This is a genomic window from Rapidithrix thailandica (assembly GCF_039710355.1).
Lineage (GTDB): Bacteria > Bacteroidota > Bacteroidia > Cytophagales > Flammeovirgaceae > Rapidithrix > Rapidithrix thailandica.
On the sequence record NZ_JBDKWZ010000014.1, the window covers coordinates 59,118 to 78,761 of the forward strand.

Annotated in this window: 26 protein-coding genes; 22 read left to right on the forward strand and 4 right to left on the reverse strand. The window is 39.0% G+C overall.

Translation table 11 applies throughout. The features are described 5' to 3' along the window. Nucleotides 1–80: 80 nt before the first annotated feature. On the forward strand, nucleotides 81–401 hold the full coding sequence (locus AAG747_RS21205) for a hypothetical protein (RefSeq protein WP_346823234.1): 321 nt from the start codon (nucleotides 81–83) through the stop codon (nucleotides 399–401). Nucleotides 402–610: 209 nt separating this feature from the next. Next, entirely contained in the window at nucleotides 611–1,681 is a 1,071-nt protein-coding gene (locus AAG747_RS21210) for a basic helix-loop-helix domain-containing protein (protein WP_346823235.1), read from the forward strand. Between the two features lie 383 nt (nucleotides 1,682–2,064). Here AAG747_RS21210 and AAG747_RS21215 read toward each other — a convergent pair whose 3' ends face one another. Beyond that, nucleotides 2,065–2,847: a helix-turn-helix domain-containing protein gene (locus AAG747_RS21215; RefSeq protein ID WP_346823236.1), complete on the reverse strand. Its 783-nt coding sequence runs from the start codon at nucleotides 2,845–2,847 to the stop codon at nucleotides 2,065–2,067. Nucleotides 2,848–3,153: 306 nt separating this feature from the next. On the opposite strand from AAG747_RS21215, the gene AAG747_RS21220 reads away from it, so the two are divergent. From AAG747_RS21220 to AAG747_RS21230, 3 genes are all read left to right on the forward strand, one after another. Beyond that, nucleotides 3,154–3,993, forward strand: a complete 840-nt coding sequence (locus AAG747_RS21220) for a helix-turn-helix domain-containing protein (RefSeq protein ID WP_430300667.1) — start codon at nucleotides 3,154–3,156, stop codon at nucleotides 3,991–3,993. A 90-nt stretch (nucleotides 3,994–4,083) separates the two neighbouring features. Further along, entirely contained in the window at nucleotides 4,084–4,641 is a 558-nt protein-coding gene (locus AAG747_RS21225; protein WP_346823238.1) for a YbhB/YbcL family Raf kinase inhibitor-like protein, read from the forward strand. A 295-nt stretch (nucleotides 4,642–4,936) separates the two neighbouring features. Then, nucleotides 4,937–5,149, forward strand: coding sequence for a hypothetical protein (locus AAG747_RS21230; protein ID WP_346823239.1), 213 nt, complete (start codon nucleotides 4,937–4,939; stop codon nucleotides 5,147–5,149). A gap of 103 nt (nucleotides 5,150–5,252) precedes the next feature. On the opposite strand, the gene AAG747_RS21235 is transcribed toward AAG747_RS21230, so the two are convergent. Further along, nucleotides 5,253–5,594 (reverse strand): DMT family transporter, encoded by a 342-nt coding sequence (locus tag AAG747_RS21235; RefSeq protein WP_346823240.1) that lies wholly within the window; start codon nucleotides 5,592–5,594, stop codon nucleotides 5,253–5,255. Nucleotides 5,595–5,802: 208 nt separating this feature from the next. On the opposite strand from AAG747_RS21235, the gene AAG747_RS21240 reads away from it, so the two are divergent. From AAG747_RS21240 to AAG747_RS21250, 3 genes are all read left to right on the forward strand, one after another. Beyond that, complete coding sequence (locus tag AAG747_RS21240; protein ID WP_346823241.1) at nucleotides 5,803–6,129, forward strand: winged helix-turn-helix transcriptional regulator; 327 nt, start codon at nucleotides 5,803–5,805, stop codon at nucleotides 6,127–6,129. 252 nt (nucleotides 6,130–6,381) lie between these two features. Next, nucleotides 6,382–6,549 carry a hypothetical protein gene (locus AAG747_RS21245; RefSeq protein ID WP_346823242.1) on the forward strand — a complete coding sequence of 56 codons (168 nt, stop codon included), beginning with the start codon at nucleotides 6,382–6,384 and terminating at the stop codon, nucleotides 6,547–6,549. Nucleotides 6,550–6,560: 11 nt separating this feature from the next. Next, complete coding sequence (locus tag AAG747_RS21250) at nucleotides 6,561–6,857, forward strand: hypothetical protein (RefSeq protein WP_346823243.1); 297 nt, start codon at nucleotides 6,561–6,563, stop codon at nucleotides 6,855–6,857. 72 nt (nucleotides 6,858–6,929) lie between these two features. Here AAG747_RS21250 and AAG747_RS21255 read toward each other — a convergent pair whose 3' ends face one another. Continuing rightward, nucleotides 6,930–7,391: an Lrp/AsnC family transcriptional regulator gene (locus AAG747_RS21255; RefSeq protein WP_346823244.1), complete on the reverse strand. Its 462-nt coding sequence runs from the start codon at nucleotides 7,389–7,391 to the stop codon at nucleotides 6,930–6,932. 150 nt (nucleotides 7,392–7,541) lie between these two features. Between AAG747_RS21255 and AAG747_RS21260 the strand changes: the two genes are divergently transcribed. The 14 genes from AAG747_RS21260 to AAG747_RS21325 all read left to right on the forward strand — a co-directional run bounded on the left by AAG747_RS21260 (nucleotide 7,542) and on the right by AAG747_RS21325 (nucleotide 18,894). Continuing rightward, complete coding sequence (locus tag AAG747_RS21260; protein ID WP_346823245.1) at nucleotides 7,542–8,444, forward strand: EamA family transporter; 903 nt, start codon at nucleotides 7,542–7,544, stop codon at nucleotides 8,442–8,444. A 54-nt stretch (nucleotides 8,445–8,498) separates the two neighbouring features. After that, nucleotides 8,499–9,419 (forward strand): GNAT family N-acetyltransferase, encoded by a 921-nt coding sequence (locus AAG747_RS21265; protein WP_346823246.1) that lies wholly within the window; start codon nucleotides 8,499–8,501, stop codon nucleotides 9,417–9,419. 254 nt (nucleotides 9,420–9,673) lie between these two features. Continuing rightward, nucleotides 9,674–10,468, forward strand: a complete 795-nt coding sequence (locus AAG747_RS21270; RefSeq protein WP_346823247.1) for an alpha/beta fold hydrolase — start codon at nucleotides 9,674–9,676, stop codon at nucleotides 10,466–10,468. A 99-nt stretch (nucleotides 10,469–10,567) separates the two neighbouring features. After that, complete coding sequence (locus AAG747_RS21275) at nucleotides 10,568–11,227, forward strand: SDR family NAD(P)-dependent oxidoreductase (protein WP_346823248.1); 660 nt, start codon at nucleotides 10,568–10,570, stop codon at nucleotides 11,225–11,227. 155 nt (nucleotides 11,228–11,382) lie between these two features. Continuing rightward, on the forward strand, nucleotides 11,383–12,243 hold the full coding sequence (locus AAG747_RS21280) for a helix-turn-helix domain-containing protein (RefSeq protein WP_346823249.1): 861 nt from the start codon (nucleotides 11,383–11,385) through the stop codon (nucleotides 12,241–12,243). Nucleotides 12,244–12,342: 99 nt separating this feature from the next. Next, nucleotides 12,343–13,287 (forward strand): alpha/beta hydrolase, encoded by a 945-nt coding sequence (locus AAG747_RS21285; protein ID WP_346823250.1) that lies wholly within the window; start codon nucleotides 12,343–12,345, stop codon nucleotides 13,285–13,287. Nucleotides 13,288–13,497: 210 nt separating this feature from the next. Next, nucleotides 13,498–14,481: an alpha/beta hydrolase family protein gene (locus tag AAG747_RS21290; protein ID WP_346823251.1), complete on the forward strand. Its 984-nt coding sequence runs from the start codon at nucleotides 13,498–13,500 to the stop codon at nucleotides 14,479–14,481. Between the two features lie 663 nt (nucleotides 14,482–15,144). Next, nucleotides 15,145–16,035: a mechanosensitive ion channel family protein gene (locus AAG747_RS21295; RefSeq protein WP_346823252.1), complete on the forward strand. Its 891-nt coding sequence runs from the start codon at nucleotides 15,145–15,147 to the stop codon at nucleotides 16,033–16,035. Nucleotides 16,036–16,477: 442 nt separating this feature from the next. Then, the gene (locus AAG747_RS21300; RefSeq protein WP_346823253.1) at nucleotides 16,478–16,801 is read left to right on the forward strand and encodes an ArsR/SmtB family transcription factor; all 324 of its coding nucleotides are present in this window, start codon (nucleotides 16,478–16,480) and stop codon (nucleotides 16,799–16,801) included. 6 nt (nucleotides 16,802–16,807) lie between these two features. Then, complete coding sequence (locus AAG747_RS21305; RefSeq protein WP_346823254.1) at nucleotides 16,808–17,272, forward strand: SRPBCC domain-containing protein; 465 nt, start codon at nucleotides 16,808–16,810, stop codon at nucleotides 17,270–17,272. Beyond that, nucleotides 17,272–17,433: a GxxExxY protein gene (locus tag AAG747_RS21310; RefSeq protein WP_346823255.1), complete on the forward strand. Its 162-nt coding sequence runs from the start codon at nucleotides 17,272–17,274 to the stop codon at nucleotides 17,431–17,433. The genes AAG747_RS21305 and AAG747_RS21310 overlap by 1 nt, the downstream gene beginning before the upstream one ends. Before the next feature lie 11 nt (nucleotides 17,434–17,444). Then, nucleotides 17,445–17,831: a DoxX family protein gene (locus tag AAG747_RS21315; RefSeq protein WP_346823256.1), complete on the forward strand. Its 387-nt coding sequence runs from the start codon at nucleotides 17,445–17,447 to the stop codon at nucleotides 17,829–17,831. Nucleotides 17,832–17,911: 80 nt separating this feature from the next. Continuing rightward, a complete protein-coding gene (locus AAG747_RS21320; protein WP_346823257.1) occupies nucleotides 17,912–18,493 on the forward strand; it encodes a YdeI/OmpD-associated family protein in 582 nt (193 codons plus the stop codon). A gap of 47 nt (nucleotides 18,494–18,540) precedes the next feature. Beyond that, the gene (locus tag AAG747_RS21325; protein ID WP_346823258.1) at nucleotides 18,541–18,894 is read left to right on the forward strand and encodes a VOC family protein; all 354 of its coding nucleotides are present in this window, start codon (nucleotides 18,541–18,543) and stop codon (nucleotides 18,892–18,894) included. Nucleotides 18,895–18,910: 16 nt separating this feature from the next. Here the strand turns inward: AAG747_RS21325 and AAG747_RS21330 are convergent, their stop codons facing one another. Continuing rightward, nucleotides 18,911–19,264, reverse strand: a complete 354-nt coding sequence (locus tag AAG747_RS21330; protein ID WP_346823259.1) for a pirin family protein — start codon at nucleotides 19,262–19,264, stop codon at nucleotides 18,911–18,913. Nucleotides 19,265–19,644 lie beyond the last annotated feature (380 nt).

Sequence of the window (19,644 nt, forward strand, 5' to 3'; positions counted from 1 at the left end):
AGGGCTTTTTTCTTACCCACTGAGTAGATCTAATATCTTGAATAAAATCAAAGATATTAGACCAATTAAAAACAATTCCTATGAAAATTATACATAAACTTTCCCTAAGTTTAATTCTATTGTTTTTTGTGCAGGTGCTTTATGCGCAATATGATCCGGTAATTCCTAATAATCGGATGCCAGTTAGCTTGGAACATAATATATTATTTAATGCAACTGAGCGATATACTGTAGAAATCAATAAGTCAATCATTTCCCTGGAAGCCCTTTTTGATGGTAGTTTTGCTTCACACAGTTCTTCTGAGGGAATTTCTGAAAGTAATCCATTGATCATCACCATTAAAGACCTGCCCAGAGTACACACTTACCAAGTATTTATACATGGCATGGGGGATATGTAGGATGGTCAAGTCGATATTGGTATCCCAATAGATTTAAAATTATTGGTAAGGATGCTAATCTCGGTGAAGTAGTTATTGAAGATTATTCTACGAAAGATTATACGGAACCTGATTTTTGGAAAAAAGTTAGTGGGACTTATACTGAATTACAATTAGTGATTTATTCAGGATATAGTCCAGCCGGAAGTGGTAGTAATGGAAGAGTACAATTGTCTGAAATTTTCTTTATTCATCCTGAGGTTGTTAATGAACTTTACGAGGGCCTATTTGAAAAAATATCTTTTGAGTCTCCAAGTATCTTTAACCCTGTGGTGCCCACCAATCGTTCACCGGTAGGATTAGAACATAATATCTTGTTTAATGCTACAGAAAGGTATACGGAGGAAATTGGTAATCAAACAATTGATCTACCAAAGCTTTTTGACGGAGGTTTTAACTCAACATCTAGTACACCACAGATTACTGAAGAGAACCCTTTGACTATTACCATTAAAGATTTACCAAATATTCATACACAAGGTGCTGCCTATGTGGGGTGGACTAGTAGGTATTGGACTCCTAAACGATTTAAAATTATTGGACGAAATATGTTTGAGGGGGATGAGCAAGTTCTTATTGCTGATTATTCTTCACAGGATTATACTGCACCTGATTTTCTAATGAAGGTTCCATCTGGTGCATATACTGAACTGCAATTTATTTTTTTAGAAGGTTCTTCCTCTGACCCAAGCAAAAGAATTCAACTCTCCGAACTCTACTTCATCCATCCGGAAGCCGCGAAAATTCCTTACGAAGGTTTGTATGTACAGGCTTCGGAGCAGTACTGGAAGAAGCAGAACAACCATCTGGTCAGTGATGGTATGAAAGTAGGCATTGGTACACAAAACCTCGATTGTACGGATTGTGAACAATTCCAACTTTTTGTCAAGAAAGGCATCCGTACAGAGAGAGTAAAAGTAGATGTAGCATCGGAAAACGATTGGGCGGACAAAGTGTTTAACAAAGAGTATCCGTTGATTTCATTGGATTCACTTGAACAATATATTGAACAAAACCGGCACTTGCCTGAAATCCCCAAAGCAGAAGAAGTAGTACAAGAAGGTCTGGACTTAGGTCAGATGGATGCCAAACTGTTACAAAAAGTGGAAGAACTGACTTTGTATTTGATTGAGCAAAGCAAGGAAGTTCAAAAACTTAGAGAAACGGTGAAAACTCTACAAGAAGAGAGTCATCAGTTGCAGCAAGAGGTGATTGAATTGAAAAAGGAAAAAACTAACTAATCGGTAGTGGTTTTAAAAATAAGGATGGGATGATTAAAAACTTGGACATGGGAAAGAAGGACTGGAGTGTTTCTGTTGGAATGGTCGCTTAAACCTGGCAAGTTTTGCACACCATTGGCCGAGAAAACCCTTGGCTGACTATTTGGTATTTCCTGACCAGCGATAAGAAGTTAAGGGTTTTTTCATTTTTTTGATAGAGTTTCTTCGGTGTCAACTATAAATCATTTATGAATTTTACTGGATGTAAGTGTTCTAGTAAATGTAAATGGTTTATTGAAGTGAATTAAACTTTTTCTTTTTCCTAAAAAATGTTTTAAAAAGTACCTTGATGAGCCGATTTTGATTCCATTTTCGGTCAAAAACTATACGTTTAAACCACTTCATTACCAAAAAGAGGCTGTTTTAAAAAAATCCCTTGGAGATTGACCGGTAAACTCTCTGAAATCTTTGATCAAATGAGGTTGATCGTAATAGCCTGCTGCATGTGCAGACTCAGTAAGATTATTGGGGGTTCCGGCTTGGGTATAAACCTCTATAAAATGTTTCATCCGAAGTAATGCGGCAAACTGCTTTGGGCTGGTGCCGACAAAACGCCTGAATTTCTTTTCAAAAGGATCTCTACTGGTCGGGAGGTCGGAAAGTAAGTCTTTGATCTTGATATTCCCTTTGGCAAGGATCATCTTTTGCAAAGCATAGCACACCAATGGATCGGTAAAAGATGATTTTAATAAAGAGAGCAGAAATTGCTCAACCAATTGAATCCTTTGGAGACGGGACTCCGCAAGGCTTAAACGCTCTTCAAGAGCCTGGACTTTATCGCGGGGGATCAAATCTTCCAAATCCAGGCTTTCGCCAAATAGCCGGTGTATGGGTAATTGAAAAAATGCAGAAGCCATTCCCTCCTTAAATTTTACTAAAAGTGCAGTCGAGTTTTTAGAGTACCCGACAAACCTTACACTTTTACGAAGGCCGCTTATGATAGAAGCAGGCATTGACTGACTGATGCCGTTTTCGCTCAAGGTAAGATTCCCTTCTACCCGGAAGGCCATGATTAAAGAAGTGTCCGGTAAAATATGGTTGTGCATTTCCGAGTCACTTTGTACCAGGGTATAGGATTTTATAAACGGTTGCAAAGCTGCTGAGGGATAGTAGAGTTCCAGTTTCATGGTGATGGGTATTGCTATATGACCAAAGGTAAAATAAGTTTAATGGATGGCAAATGTCATAGAGTTTTTTAGATCTGAGTAGAGATACAGAACATTGCAATCGTGAATCGAAAATTTAAACCTGCTCCAAATTACTTCTTGGTAAGTTGTAGGAATATTACAATCTTGTTTGAAAATTTATTGAGCTTGTATAAATTTTCAGGCCCTTTTGAAGGAAAATTATGTGGTATGAAAAAGTAGCTCCAGGCAACCGGAAGGGCTTGATAAGAGTTCTGTGTTTTAAACAAAAAGTGAGCATAAAATTGAATGAAAACTATTGCTATCCCCGATGAACTGAATTCAGACACATCGCTATCAATTAATCTTTTCGATTACAGGAGTCTGAAAGAGCTATCAAAGCAACAAGTTGTCCTCCATAAGAATACATTTAGTTTTTTGAGGGAAGGAACGAAGGAAGTTTTTTTTGATGATTCTTCACTCTCGATTGATAGTACCGAATTTTTACTGATGAAATCGGGCCATTGTATAATGACGGAAAAACTATCTGAGGTGAATAGCAATTACAACAGCGTTTTGCTTTTCTTTGGAAATGAATCCGTATTGAAATTCATTCGAAAATTCGAACTCCACAAATCCGAATTGACAAATTATCAATCCGTTTATTCCTTTCAGTATGACCCATTCATTAAGCGCTTCGTCCACAGTCTGTTAGATATTCTTAAATTATCAAAAACAACCCAAAAACACATCTTAGAAGTTAAGTTTGAGGAACTGATGCTTTATCTGCTTGAAATGAGAGGAACTGATTTTATTTATTCACTCATTAACAATAATGATAATCAAACCCGGAAATTTATTCAAACCGTTGAACATAATCAGTTCAATAAATTAAGTTTGAAAGAATTGGCTTTCTTATGCAATATGAGTGTTTCTTCGTTCAAGCGAGAATTTAAAAAACACTATGCGGAATCTCCTATAAAATGGTTTCAGGACAAGAGGTTGGGATATGCATGTCGCTTATTGAAAGACGAACACAAAAGACCTTCGGATATCTATTTGGAAGTGGGCTATGAAAATTTGTCAAGTTTTGTACAGGCATATAAGTCCAAGTATGGTATTACGCCCAAACAACACCATAAGGCCTGAGCTTTTAGAAACATTTTTTGGACGATCTCCTATGCTGGTCTAAAGTCACTCTCCTTTAAGTTTGCTAGAAATAGTTAAATCATTGATAGTATGAAAAAAGCAAATTTAATTTTAGGGTTGATACTGATCGTGTCAACAAGTGTTTTGGGACAGAGTACATTTACTCTTTCAAGTAAAGATTTAGGAGGACAAGCTATAAAATCACAAGAATTTAATGGCTTTGGCTGTACAGGGAAAAATGAGTCCCCCCAGCTGTCTTGGGCAAATGCGCCCGAAGGAACAAAAAGCTTTGCCATCACGATGTATGACCCTGATGCACCGACAGGAAGTGGCTGGTGGCACTGGCTGGTATTTGATATTCCTTCAGACGTGAATGAACTGGTGGCAAACGCAGGGAATATTGACCTCAATTTGGCACCCAAGGGGGCTATTCAAAGTATCACCGACTATGGACTAAAAGGATATGGAGGGCCTTGTCCTCCGGAAGGCCACGGGCCGCATCAATATATCCTTACCGTTTACGCGTTGAAAACGGAGAAACTAGGACTGAACGCAAATACGAATGCAGCAGTGGTTGGCTATTATTTATGGAGTAATACATTGGCAAAAGCTAGTATTGTGGCCTACTATCAGAGAGAGAAAAATTAACGATGTACGGACAAAAACGGTTTGAACTTTCATTTAAACCGTTTTTTGTTTTGTAGGGATTCACCCAAGTTACAGTGTGTTGTGTTTTCACCGTTCAGGTATGGTTTTGAGTACGATAGGGCAACAGATTTTAAACGGAAAACGGATAAAATAGAGTACGAATTAAAAGAACCCAAAAAGTAAAATTTAAACCTGCTCTAAAATACAATTAACATGAATGCGAATTCGAAAACGGAGTTCTTTGATGAATAGCTGTGAAATATGAGGGCGTATATTCATTTAAACTAACCATCCTATGAAGGAAATTAGCGAAATGATTGAATTGAAGTTCTATGAAGTTCTGAATCATAAAATGCTTCTTCAGGACTTTGAGCCATGGGTTTACAAGACGCACGAACTTGAATCTGAATTACCGGAAGGTATCTATACTGATTTAATCTCATTGAATTTTAAAGAGAAATATGCTCATAATCAATTAGAAAAAATACAACGGACCGGGAGTCAATGACTCAAACACAATGGCAGGCGAGCTGGCAAGCACTCCAGCAGGTTTTTGAATTTGAAATTTGCCGGCCTGAACCTGCCACTGCGTTTGTATGAAACCCTTAGAGTTACTCTTGGAGGGTATCGAAACGGCCTTTCCCTAATTCCAATGCCAAAACTCCCGAAACAATTAATATGATCCCGATCACCTGAACAAAACTCAAGGGTTCTTTGAAAAAGAACACTCCGATGAGAACAAGCAATGTAATTCCTAATGCCGCCCAAATACCATAGGCTACTCCAATGGTCATTCCGCTTTTGAGAGATAAAGACAACATAAAATAAGCTCCTACCACACCAAGAACTGCGATGATGGAAGGTAAGGGTTTGGTAAAACCAGAAGATTGTCTAGTAGCGATAGCGCCAATCAGTTCTGCGGCGATTGCTCCGAAAAGAAATAAGTACTTCATATCTTTTTTTAACAAAACTACCAGAAGATGAAGGATCAAGGAATAAGGCAGAAATTTATCCTTTACGGATAATTTTATCCCTATCGCTGCGAAAGTGAAACAAAAATGATTTTATTAACTTTATGAAATTCACCTTTTTAAAGAAAAGAATATGCAAAGCTATGAAAATAAAATACCGCAAGACCTCGAATACGGGGTGACGGTGACCATGAAAGTATTAGCAGGTAAATGGAAACCATGTATTATTGATTGTATTGCTAATGGGATGAAGCGACCCAATCAGATACATAAAAAAATAAAACAGGCCAACAAACGGGTAGTCAATCAACAATTAGGAGAGTTGTATGAATATGATATTGTTTCAAAAAAAGTATATCAAGAATACCCTTTAAAAGTTGAATATGAACTGACCGACTTTGGAAGAACTTTGCTTCCGATTATTTCAATTATGGAAGAGTGGGGGAATGAAAATGCACAAAAAATCTATGAATTAGCCATACAGAGAAAGGAAAATATTGCTCCCTTAGAAGTTTAGATGTACAAAAGCCTTATTATATTATTTCCTGTAGTGAAACTGTAAGTGGGTTTGTTCTTTTAAGTTCCAGCGTAGAAAATCCACTGCCGCGTTTGTACAGGATCATTGTACGTTGTTTCCCACATTAGAATCTCAAAAGAAAAAATTTTAGTTTAGCAAAACCTTTCAAACCCTCTCCAAAGAGGTGAGGGTATCTTTGTTGGAAAGGTTATAATTTCTGATTCTCGGAAAACCTTTGATGGCATCAAGTAAATGGTCAAATTACTAAAGATTGAAAAAGTCGGAGCGGTGTATTACTACCATTTTCAGGAAACCGATGGCCTTTCGGATGGGATGCTAAAGGTATCCAAAAATCCCTTCGTATTATTAGAATGTAGTGTGTTTTTTATTTTAATGAACAAACTACTCTGGTTTGGTTAGCCGATATTTTATTGCTACTGGATTTAATCTATTTCCTGATAACGAACCACCTGTATTATAAACGCTTCTACAAAGATCAAAAATTTATACAGGCGAAAATTACCGATAAAACGGAAAATACAGACGTAGAAGGTCCTCCATACTACAGGATAAAGTATTTATTCAAGATGGGTCCGGAGATGTATGAGGGTGAAGCAGACGGAGATAAGGAGCATCGTATCGGGAGTAACGTACAAATTCAGGTGTCGGCAAAGTTTCCTATGGAATCTCATTTGTCAGCTCCTGAAACTTCCGAAGCTTTTCAATGAAATAGAGGATATTTTGTTGCATTTGTCAATATTCACGGATGGCGATGAATACAGAGAGGAGATGTATTATTTTCAAAAAAACAATTCGGTGGATTGTTTTACGTACTGCATCACAAAGGAGCTTTGAATTTTACTAATACTCGGAATCACCGAAAGCTTTTGGGCGATAAAGTTGTTATACTCTTCCACATCTTTTACCACCACTTTCAACACACAATCAACGATTCCCCCTGTAATAAACGCCTCCATTACTTCGTCTAATTTGACAATCTCTTTGGCAAAATGTTCCGTAACTTCCTGTTGTTGGCTATGAAGCGAAACGTTCACAATCACCGTGAAATTTAGCCCGACCTTTTTGTTGTCGACCAAGGCCACATAATTTTTGATATACCCCTCCTTCTCCAGTTTTTTAATCCTGTCATACACAGAGGTACGGGACATATTTAAGCGCTCTGTAAGGTCGGTGATATCGAACCTGGCATTGTTCTGAAGTATCCTTAAAAGTTGTTTATCCTGATTGCTTAATTCTTCCATCGGATTTTTTCCGGCAAACTTATAAAAGTCAATTTAAAAACTGTATTTTGTTCGCTAAAAAAGCCTTCTTATAAGATTATTTCCGTATTTCATTGCCTGATATCATCTTGAGTTCAAAGAATTATACATTTGTGCGCACAAAACAAATGTATGATGATTAAGCATATTGGTATCGTTGCTTTGGGAGCATTGAGTTATGGCATGCTCTCTTCCTTTGCAAAAATTGCTTACATGCAAGGATATAATGCAGGAGAGATAACTTTTGCACAGGCGTTCATAGGCGCTTTCATTTTATGGGCCTTTGTTTTATTCAGAGTTGTAAAGAACAAATCGCTTAAACTCATTGGCAACTGGAAGTTGTTGTTGGCCGGCACCTCAATGGGGGTTACAGCTTATACGTATTACCTTTCTGTGGAATACATTCCGGCTTCGTTGGCGATTGTTTTATTAATGCAAGTAACCTGGATGAGTATTCTGGCGGAATGGATATTCTTTAAAAAGAAGCCTTCCTCTATTCAGATCACCTCTACATGCTTTCTTTTCATAGGGACCATATTAGCCGGGGATTTTCTCAATACCGACAATGTTGATTTGTCTTTGTTGGGTATATTATTAGCAATTTTATCCGCTTTATTATATACCCTATATGTACTATTTACAAGCAAACTGGGCAATGACGTTCCCATGTTTGAAAAGAGCGCCTTAATGACGACCGGCTCAGCATTGATGATTTTATTGATCAATCTGAAATCCATCACCACCAGCCATCACTTTGATGTGGGCTTGTTACAGTGGGGGATATTTTTGGCCATTTTCGGGACCGTCATCCCACCCATCTGTTTTACTACCGGAATGCCAAAAGTCGGCCCGGGTATAAGCTCGATTTTAATTACTTTAGAGTTGCCGGCTGCTGTTTTTTGTGCGCATATTATTCTTCATGAACAGGTAGTTCCTTTACAAGTAGTAGGTATTTTGATTATGCTGATTTCTATTATTTATCTTAATTTAGCCACAACAAAAAAAGAAAAGCGGCTGAAAGCAAAAGTGATATAATGTAGGAATGTACTACTGGATATTTGGACAAATATTCCGCTTAAACCAACAAAAATGAGACAAATTGAAATAGACGTAAATAAGACTACATATACGCTATGCATTGGCTATAAGCAGGATGAAAAGCGGAGAAGGGCTTTCAACAATATGTGCCGGTCATTTTGGGATTTTGATTTTGAAGCGTATTATCAGTCCGGTTATTGGGATGATAGCTGCCTACTATATTCTATTTTTCACGGAGATACCATCGTATCTCATACTACGGTCAGTATATTCCGTACATCTTTCCTTGGAATGCCCCAAAGGCTTTTACAACTTGGCACGGTGATGACCGATCAAGCTTATCAAAGAAAAGGCTTAAGTCGCTTTTTGATGGAGTACATCCTGGAAGATTATAAAAAGCAGGTGGATGGTTTTTTACTTTTTGCCAATGACACCGTCTTGGATTTTTATCCGAAGTTCGGGTTTTATCCTGTTCCTGAGCATCAGGCTTTTAAAAACCTCCAGGATAGCTTTTCCGCAAAAGAAAGAGAGGTGAGGAAGTTAGACTTATCGGAAGCAAGCGATCTGTATTTATTTGAACAGCTGGTCAATAAAGCCGCTATAAACAGTAAAGTTCAACTTTATAACAGAGGCTTATCATTTTTTTATTGTTATGCCTATCCGGAATTTGGCTATAAGGACTCGATATACTATGTTGAGAATTTGGATTGTGTGGCGGTGGTCCGGGAGGAAAGTGACGGAGTGTTATTGCTGCAAGAGGTATTTGCCGAAAGCACAATAGATATTCATACATTAATTTCTGCTTTAAGTAGTGATGGGATACGGCAGGTCCGCTTGGGTTTTACGCCTGTTCAGGAAGGGTTTGAATACCAAGAATATCAGAATGAAGATTTGACACTTTTTGTTTCAGAGCCTTTGAAAACCTTATTTGAGACAAAAAAACTCATGATACCATTGCTATCTCATACCTAATAAGAACTGAGGAAGCTATACGCAAAAAATGATGCGCTGAGGTTCCTGAAATGGGAATTTTCGGCCCAAAAGGTGAAGTTTAAACATGCTCTAATATAACTCTGCCTTCTGTAAGAATACTCGTATTTTTTGTGAAACTTGCGACTGTACTTGCTCCGGACCGTTATTCCTTTTTCATCGTTTCCGGACTGGACTTTAGGGCTTTTTTATAGTATGGTTCATTCATAATCTCAAAGTTTAACATAATAAAATTTATGAAATACCTTTTGTTAATTTTCTGTTTTCAGTTTTTGAATTCTTCACCGGATTTTGTGGAAGTGGGAGACTTTTGTTTGGAGTATGAAATTTCAGGAAACGGGCAACATATTGTCTTGTTGGAAGGTGGGGCGAGGGCCGGGTTGTCAGATTGGGATTCTGTGTATCAGGAAATTTCAAAAAACTATACCGTGATCAGGTACTCACGGGTTGGAAATGGGAATTCCACACAAATAAAGCGGCATTTCACTTCACAAGATTACGCAAAATATGCCAATGAACTCTTAGAAAAATTAAGCATAGATGTACCGGTGATTGTCGTAGCCCATTCTTACGGAGGGAGTGTCGCCAGGGATTTTTGTGCCGCCTATCCGCAAAAAGTAAAGGCATTGTTAATGCTGGACCCTTCTTCCGAACATGACGTAGATATTCTTCGAGCCATTGATCTTGAAAAGGGAAATGCGGAAATCGCACAAATTAAACTGGATGATATGGCCAATGGAATGTCTAACAATTATCTGGATTTTTGGAGCAAACGCCCTTTGCCGGATTATCCTCAGATCCCGGATATTCCTGTTACGGTGATTGTTTCGGTCAAAAAGAGTGAGACTCCGGCCAACCTGTTTTTTACAGACAAAGGGCGCAAACTATGGGGGGAACATTGGAGCGATTGGGTGGGTGCATTCCCCTCAGGACGCTCCGTTTTGACGGAAAAAAGCGGACATTTTATCCAGTTTGACGAGCCTGAATTGGTGATCAAAGAACTGGAAGCCCTAACAAAAAAGTTAAGGTAGGAGAGAGTAATTCTCTTTCTGGGAATTGATGTATGGAGGTACAGATGTTATTTAAGATACAAAAACAAAAGAGCGGAATTTGTAAAAATAATCCGGAATATGAAAACAGGAATCATCACAGGCTGTAGCAGGGGAATAGGTTTCGCAACGGCCAAATTGTTGACCGAATCTCAAGCGTATGAAATTATTGGGACTTCTACATCCGGGAAGCATCCCATTTCAAAATCAAATTTTCGCTGTTGCCAATTGGATCTTTCCGACAGTAAGTCAATACACAATTTTGTCCAGGCACTTGGAGAGGTACAGCTTGACTTCCTTATTAACAATGCCGGTATTTTGCTAGAAAGGTGGGATGAGCCGACTGTGAATATACAGCAATTAAGGGATACGTTTAATGTAAATCTTTTTGGGACGATCGAGCTAACGGAGAAGCTCTTACCGAAGATGAACCCAGGCGGGCATATCATCAATGTTACTTCCGATTGGGGCTCTTTCAGTGAAACGGGTTTTGACGAATATCAGCCTCATTATAAAATGTCAAAATCAGCGCTGAACATGTACACCAAACTGTTAGCAGAAAGGCTGGCGGATAAAAATACGATCGTTTCCTCCCTTGATCCCGGATGGACCCAAACGGATATGGGTGGAAAGGAAGCCTCGAGAAAACCCGAAGAGGTGGCCACGGATATTTTGAATTTATTGGAGGGCGATGTCATCAGCGGTCAATTCTGGCACCAAGGGAAAATCAGAGAGTGGTAAAACAGGGGAAAAGGCATGCGAAGCTTCCGGTTGGCTATACGATAGCAGGGCCAGAGCCTAAAAACCGTAATCTGTTTCATTTCTTCCTTAAAATGTATTGGACAAAACTTCGCAGATCTGCTATTTTTACAGTTTAACCCTATGATGATTACCAATTGAACAAAAAATATAGCATACCGGAATTTATTAAGTATTTGAACATCGACAGTTCAAAAAATGAGGATATTCATATAGTCTGGTATGACAATCAAAGTGAAATCCGGCTTCAGTCAAAGCCTATAAATATTGATTTTTATCTTCTGGCCATTAAACTGGACTTTGATAAAAATCTGGACTTTGGGCAAACCGGATTTGATAAGGCTGACTCCTACCTTTATTTCGATTCGCCAGACAAAACGTTGGAGTGGGATTTAAAGCAATCTATGTCTGGTTATAATATCCTGATCAGCAAAAGGCTGTTTACAAAGTATGCGAAGGATTATAATTTTATGCATTATAAGAATCATGAGGCACTGTTTGTAACAAAAGAGGAAGAAGGGGTTTTATTGGATCTCTTTCAAAAGGCATATACAGAGTATAACCAGGAAAATTTCTCGAAAGAAATCCTATTGTCCTATTCGACATTGATCCTTTCGTATATCAATACCTTTTATAAAAGGCAATTCGACACGCGAGGAAAATTATATAATAAAATTGTGAGTGATTTTTATAAGCATCTGGAAGATTATTACGATCATCACAAGGACATCACAAAACTGCCCTCCGTAGCTTTCTTTGCAGACAAATCTAACCTATCTTCCAATTATTTCGGAGACGTTATTAAGCACTTTACAGGTAATTCACCCCAGGAACATATTCATCAGCATGTGTTACAAATTGCTAAAAATAAGCTTCGCCAATCTGAGCTTACCATCAGTGAAATAGCCTATAGCCTGGGCTTTGAATACCCTACCTATTTTACAAGATTCTTCCGGAAAGAAACAGGAATTACCCCCTCCGTATTTCGAGATCAGTAATTTGTTTCATCATCCGGGTAATTTGTTTTCATACCAGGATATAGTAGACGAGTACCTTTGTTGTAAGTAAAAATTGCAATCAAAATAAAGTCAAATACTATGTCAAAGAAAGTAAATTTCCAAAACAGCAATAACGGAAACATTACCATGTCAGCTGTTATCAATTTTCCGGAAGGATTTAATGAAAATCAAAAATACCCTGCCCTTGTTGTCAGTCATCCCGGTGGAGGTGTAAAAGAACAAACGGCCGGATTGTACGCACGGAAAATAGCCGAACAAGGCTTTGTCACCATTGCATTTGATGCATCTTACCAGGGAGAAAGTACAGGAGAGCCACGCCAGTTGGAAAATCCTCATATAAGAACGGAGGATATCAGTGCCGTGATCGACTACTTAACTACACTTCCTTATGTGGACGGGGAAAGAATCGCTGCCATGGGCATCTGTGCGGGAGCCGGATATACGGCCAATGCGGCCATTAATGATCACCGTATCAAAGCCGTGGGGACGGTAAGTGCCGTCAACATCGGAGCCATGTTCCGCAACGGATGGGATAACAATGTACAGGATTCGGAAGCGATTCCTTATTTGTTAGGAGGTTCCGGTGCCAGAACGAACGATGCAAGCGGTGCTGCCATTGCCACTATGCCCTTGGCCCCTTTGAAAAAAGAAGATGCGCCCAATGCGGAATTGGAAGAAGCCTGGGAATACTATCATACCGATCGATGCCAATACCCGACCGCTCCCGGTTTTGCTACGGCCCGAAGCCTGACACAAATTATCACCTATGATGCTTATTACAAGGCGGAAGTATTCTTTACCCAACCATTGCAAATTGTAGCGGGAAGTGTTGCCGGAAGCAAATGGATGAGTGACGATTTATATGACCGGGTGGCCAGTAAAGACAAAAACTTCCATATTGTAGAAGGGGCCAATCATATGTCCTTGTACGATGTGCTTCAGTATGTGGAAGAAGCCGTATCCGTATTAGTGCCCTTCTTTCAAAAACACCTTCAAGAAGTACCGGTACCGGGAAAAAACTAATCCATAAAAAGAAATTTTATGCCTGGGAAATGATGGACATCTCAATATAAAATGTGACGGTTTGTCTACTGCACGTGGATAGAGCGGTCGTTCGGGAGGTTCACAGAACGCTCCGAGGTGGATATCTAAAAATACACGAGGGCTACTAAGGCTAGGTATATAACCAGCCCTTGGTGAGGATTAATAGATGAATTTTAAACTCCAAAAATTATGACGAAAAGTAGAATTTCTAAAAAGAGAATGGAAGAGGCTTTCAAGCAGCTGGAAACTATTTCGGAAGAGGATTATATCAAAGTGAAAGGAATGGTGGGTGTCGTGAAGAGAGATTTTAGAAGTATTCTTCACAAAACACCTGATGATTATGATATGAAGAATTGGGAAGATGTATTCTTTCCTGCAGAGGATGGAGTGCCTTTAGAAGGCTGGTATATTCCGGCCAAAGGGGGTGAAAGTGATAAACTGATTATTTTCAACCATGCCTTGCCGATGTGCCGTGCCGGTTTTCAGGGGCATTTAGGCGAGCCTTGGAGCAACTTTGAAGCAGTTGAAATTGATTTTGTCATTCAAATGAAACATTTGACCGATGCCGGATACAATGTGTTGGCATATGATATCCGTAACCACGGCCACAGTGGCTCATATAATAACAATGTCAGTGGAGTCGGAAGGTTTGAATGGCGCGATTGTGTCGGAGCAAAGAGGTATGTGGATAACCATTTCCGGTTGAGCAAAATGAAAGTTGGCTTGTACAGTCAATGTATGGGTGGGTTGTCTCAATATGAAGCGATTTACAGACGGCCGGAATTGTTCGAAAATATACGTTGTATGTGTAGCCCTTTGGTACCCTCTATGCGGGCCATATACCAGGCATTCACAGAGTTACAAGGGGTAGACCAATACCTGGAACTATTGGATCTGGAATTGTTAAAAGCGGGCGCTTTTGTAATGGATGAAATGGATCCGAAGTTGTTTGCAGGTGCTGTTAAAATGCCCTTATTAATGGTACAAGTGAAAGAAGATGCATGGACGAAAAATCCGGAAGACGCGCAAAATACCTTTGATTCGATTGCCAGTGAAGATAAAGAACTCTTTTGGATTGAAGGAACCTCACACCGGTTTAGAGACGGGTACAACCATTTCGGAAGAAACCCGGAATTAGTGCTTGGCTTCTTCGATAAGTATATGAAGCCCTAATGGCTTTCAAAAGCTAATCAGCACTTATGAAATAGAAGCATTGGTGTTCACCTCTGCTTTTATTTTTAGATTATTGATACAGTTATGTTGGGAAGGTATGAAATGACAAATGAATGAGTCAATCCGTGAAAACGGTCAAACCGGCCTATAAGGTATACACTATCAATTGTTTGCTTTAAAGCTTTATAGCCGTTAAGAGCATGTTTTTTAGGTCAACAAATTTTAAATATGCTCTTAACAATACCCTTTAAAAAGCCCAAAGAGTAATCAACCAACAAGAAGAATACCATTACCCCGCTTGCAAAAGCCGGGGTTTTCTATTTATATCTATTTGGGTTTCCATCGCTTGTTTGTATCTCCGGACCGGGGCTATGGGATTGATCTTCGGCTATGCCCCTCTGTGAGTACTGTTTATATATTTGAAAGAAACCATTGGCTTCCTTGGAAACCTGAATATTTACAGTTTTTTTAAAGTTAAATTGGGATTTGGAGGTTTTTTTTATTTTTAACTGGAGAAAAAAATGAACAGAATCCAAGTTAAAAAATTAAACCGTAACCGGGTACAGGCAATGACATAAAATACGAAATTGGAATACATTCAACCGGCTATTGAAACAACTAAGATGACAACATAAGCATTCATAACCTTTTAGTCTTAAGCGAATGGATACCACAATTACGTATTTTGAAAAAGTACTGTTAAACTGGGAGCAGTCCGTTTTGGATTACTTACCCAAATTGTTTCTGGCGATCGTGGTGCTGATACTGTTTGTGGGGCTTGCAAAATTTGCCAAAAGTATAAGCCAAAAGTTCTTTTCAAAAGCCATTAGGGCCCACTCTGAGATCGTCAATATTATATCCTCTATGATTTACTTTTTCCTTATTCTTTCAGGAGTATTCTTGGCTTTACAGATCATTGGCCTGGAAAAAGCATTGACAAAGCTAATGGCCGGGGCCGGGATAATAGGAATTATTGTCGGCTTTGCGTTTAAAGACATCGCTTCGAACATTTTCGCAGGGTTGTTATTAAAAATTCAACATCCCTTTCAAAAAGACGATTGGGTACAGATTGAGGATAATTACGGAGTCATTTTAGACGTAGGTTGGGTCACGACCACAATCAAAACCATTCCCGGACAGGAAGTATTTGTGCCCAATCAAGTGATCTACAGCAATACCTTTACCAATTTTTCCACTTTTCGTAAAAGAAGAGTCATTCTGAAATGTGGAGTTTCTTACGGTGACGATTTAGGGCATGTGAAAGCCGTTGCTTTGGATGAAGTAAAGAATATAAAGGAGCTATTACCCCATGAAGAAGTAGATTTCTATTTTACCGAAATTGGCAATTCTACTTTTAATTTCCAGCTTCGTTTCTGGATTAAATTTACCAACAATAATGATTACCAAAGGGCGATGAGTGATATAATTATCCGGATCAAAAAGCGATTCGAAAACGAAAGTATTTCTATTGCTTATCCGGTAACCACCTTGGATTTTGGTGTAAAAGGAGGCGTCAATTTGTTTGACAAAGAAATAAAAGTCAAACCTGATTAGATTTCGACGGTCAATAGAAACCTGAAGTTTGACCGGACACTAACGGGAAGGTCCACCTGAGGGATTACAACAGGCATTTTATACAAAACGTTAGCGGTCCTTATTAGCGGAAATAAGAATGTATAGTCGTACTTCCGCAAGTATCAATTCCCACGGGTATGTTTACGTCCGTGGAAATGGTGTCTTTGGCAAACCCAGGGATGGAGGCGGTGTTCGGCCCGCATTATGGTTAAAACCGGAAGATTAAGCTTTATTCATAAAATATACTTCAAGAAAACCTTACAATGCCTGGAATAAAAATAGTTGAGGAAAAACTCCTTTTTTGATAGCTCCCCTCAATAATTGTTTTACTAAGGTTATTTACTGATTTTCAAAAAAAATGAAAAAAAATATTGCGCAGTTAAATGACTGCATTTATATTAGCAGTCAAATAGCTGTATAAATGAAACAGAGAAGAGACGTATTTCAAGCCATTGCCGATCCGACAAGAAGGGCGATCATTACATTAGTTGCGCTACAGGCAATGACGCCCAGTGCCATTGCTGAAGAGTTTGATTCATCCAGGCAAACCATTTCCAAGCATATTCAAATTCTTACGGAGTGCAAATTGCTTGAACAAGAGCATAAAGGCAGGAAAATTTATTATCACTTAAACCCGATGAAAGTGAAAGAGATAGCAGATTTTATTGAGCCGTTTCGCAACCTGTGGGATAACAGGTTTAATAAATTGGAGGCGATTATGAAAAATTACAAAACCGATAAATAGAAATCCATGGAACCAAAAACTAAAATTCATGCTGAAGACGGCAAGCAAGAAATACTGATCACCAGGGAATTTGATTTGCCCTTGGAATTGCTTTTTAAAGCATACGTTGAGCCGGAAATTGTGGAGCAATGGATGGGCACGAAAGTACTTAAACTGGAAAATAAAAAGCACGGTAGTTGGCAGTTTGAGACCACTGACCCAAAGGGAAACAAATACGGATTCAATGGGGTCATTCATGAGTTTTTTCCGAACCGGAAGATCACACGGACTTTTGAAATGGAAAATACATCCTTTCCCGTTCAGTTGGAGTTCCTGGATTTTGAATCCCTCACAGCCGCTACCAGTAAGCTCACCATGCATATGGTATTCAGATCCGTGGCAGACCGGGATGCAATGTTAAAATTACCCTTTTCTCAAGGCATCAATATGGCCCATAATCGCTTGCAGGAAGTTGTCAGCCAATTGAAGTGATGAACTATAAAGAGCTGTCACAAGAAGAAGAACTTATAGGCAAAACGATTGTCAACGCTGCCTTTCAAATTCATAAAGAACTGGGTCTTGGTTTGCTTGAAAAAGTGTATGAGACCTGTATGGCGTATGAATTAAGGAATACTTTGTGGCCCAAACCTTAACAATATCTGTGATGACAAAAAGAAACAAAATTATCTATTGGGTAGCCACGGTTTGGCTGGCCCTAGGAATGTTTTCCACCGGGATAGTACAATTAATAAAAATGGAAGACGAAGTAGAACGTACATCTGCGCATTTGGGTTATCCGGTCTATTTTTTATCTTTATTAGGCGTTTGGAAAATATTGGGAGTCGTAGCAGTACTGATGCCAAAGCTTCCTTTATTAAAGGAATGGGCCTATGCCGGCTTCTTCTTTGCGATGTCCGGTGCTGTCTTTTCTCATATCGCCAATGGAGATGAGGTGAAAGAGCTTTTCGGTCCGGTGTTGTTAATCGTTTTGACGGCAGCATCGTGGTATTTCAGACCCACAGATAGAAAAATTATTCCGGTTAATCAATAAAGCGGTTTATACGTATAGTTTTTGAAACATTTTTCAGGAAAAAGAAAAAGTTTAATTCACATCAATAATAAATAAACAGAATGAATCCTAAAGTTGATTTCTTTTTTAATAAATCTCAAAAGTGGCAAGACGAATTGGGGAGATTGAGAACAATTGCTCTTAATTGCGGACTGACGGAAGAGTTGAAATGGGGAGTACCTTGCTATACATTTCAGAAAAGTAACATTGTACTAATTCATGAATTTAAAGAGTATTGTGCGTTTCTTTTTCATAAAGGGGCCTTGTTAAGCGATGCCGATGGCCTGTTGATCCAACAAACCGAAAATGTACAGGCTGCACGCCAAATCCGCTTTACCAGCCTTCAGGAAATAGAGGAATTGGAGTCCCTGTTAAAAACGTATATATTCGAAGCCATCGAAGTGGAAAAAGCTGGTTTGAAAGTGGAGTTTAAAAAGACCTCCGAATTCAATATGCCGGAAGAATTTCAAATAAAACTGGAGGGAAATCCCGACTTGAAAGCCGCCTTTGAGGCATTGACTCCAGGCCGGCAAAGAGGCTACCTTTTGCATTTTTCACAAGCCAAACAATCCAAAACCCGCACTTCAAGGATAGAAAAGTGTATCCCACAAATTTTTGATGGAAAGGGTTTGAATGACCGGTAAATTTTACTCTCACAAACAACTATAATAGAACTGAAAAGAAAATAACGATGCGTAGAATTGTTCCTAATATTTATTCTGACAATATAGAAGCGAGCAAGGAGTTTTATCTTAATTTCTTAGGAATGGATTTGGTGATGGACATGGGCTGGGTTTTGACATTCGCATCCAAAGAAAATCCCACGGCTCAAATAAGCATTTTTAAAAATGCAGAAACGGAACAACCGGATAATAAATCAATTTTTCTCTCTATTGAAATATCCGATGTTGACAAAATGTATGAGCTGGCTAAAAGCATGAACCATGAGATAGTGTATGAAATAACAAATGAAAGTTGGGGGGTAAGGCGTTTCTTTGTGAAAGATCCCAATGGCGTTACAATCAATTTATTAACACACCAATAGCTAACCGGAAATCTATTTATAGCGATAAGGTAAAATTTTCGCTGTAGAAGGGCAAGAGCAAGAGTTCAGACCAATGCAAACCTCTACAGTTAGGAGGGTCCTCATGCGACAACGCTTCAAAGGTGATGGCTTCCGTATTCCACATAGCCAGGGCATCTCTGAGATGCAACAAGCGGCCTTGTATTTCGAATGCTCCGTCAATGACAAAAATAAAAGCTCCATTGTTTGTTGGCAATAAGGAATAGCACCCTTTTACACTTCCTTTACATCTCCCGGTATGTATTTTTGGAAGAGAGGATGCTTGGGCTTCCCGAAACAAGGTGAGAAGCTGGTTGGGAAATGATTGTATTTCGAAAGGTAATTTTCCCAACCCTTAAGCAACAGAAGTCTTTAGCTCTATTTGAAGCAGGTTAAGCCCCTCTTCTTGGAAGAGGTTGGTAATTTCAAAAACCTCTCCTTCTTGACAGGTAAAGAAATAGACCCCCTTCCGCCTCTATGGGATCTTGTTTTTTTGAGGAGTTTTTACAAAGTATTTTACCCATCGCGGGAAGCAATATGACCGTACAATTATGCGAAGCCGTTAAGGGGAGATGATGTCCGGGTTGTAACAAGATATCATTCAATGTCAATAAACTTTCGAAGGGCTGGCGGCTTGCCCCATAGTACTGGCCGGAATTCTGACAATAATATTTCACATTCACACTCGCTCAGGCTCTGCAAAGCCTTAAAGCGCGTGGGTGAATACTTTTC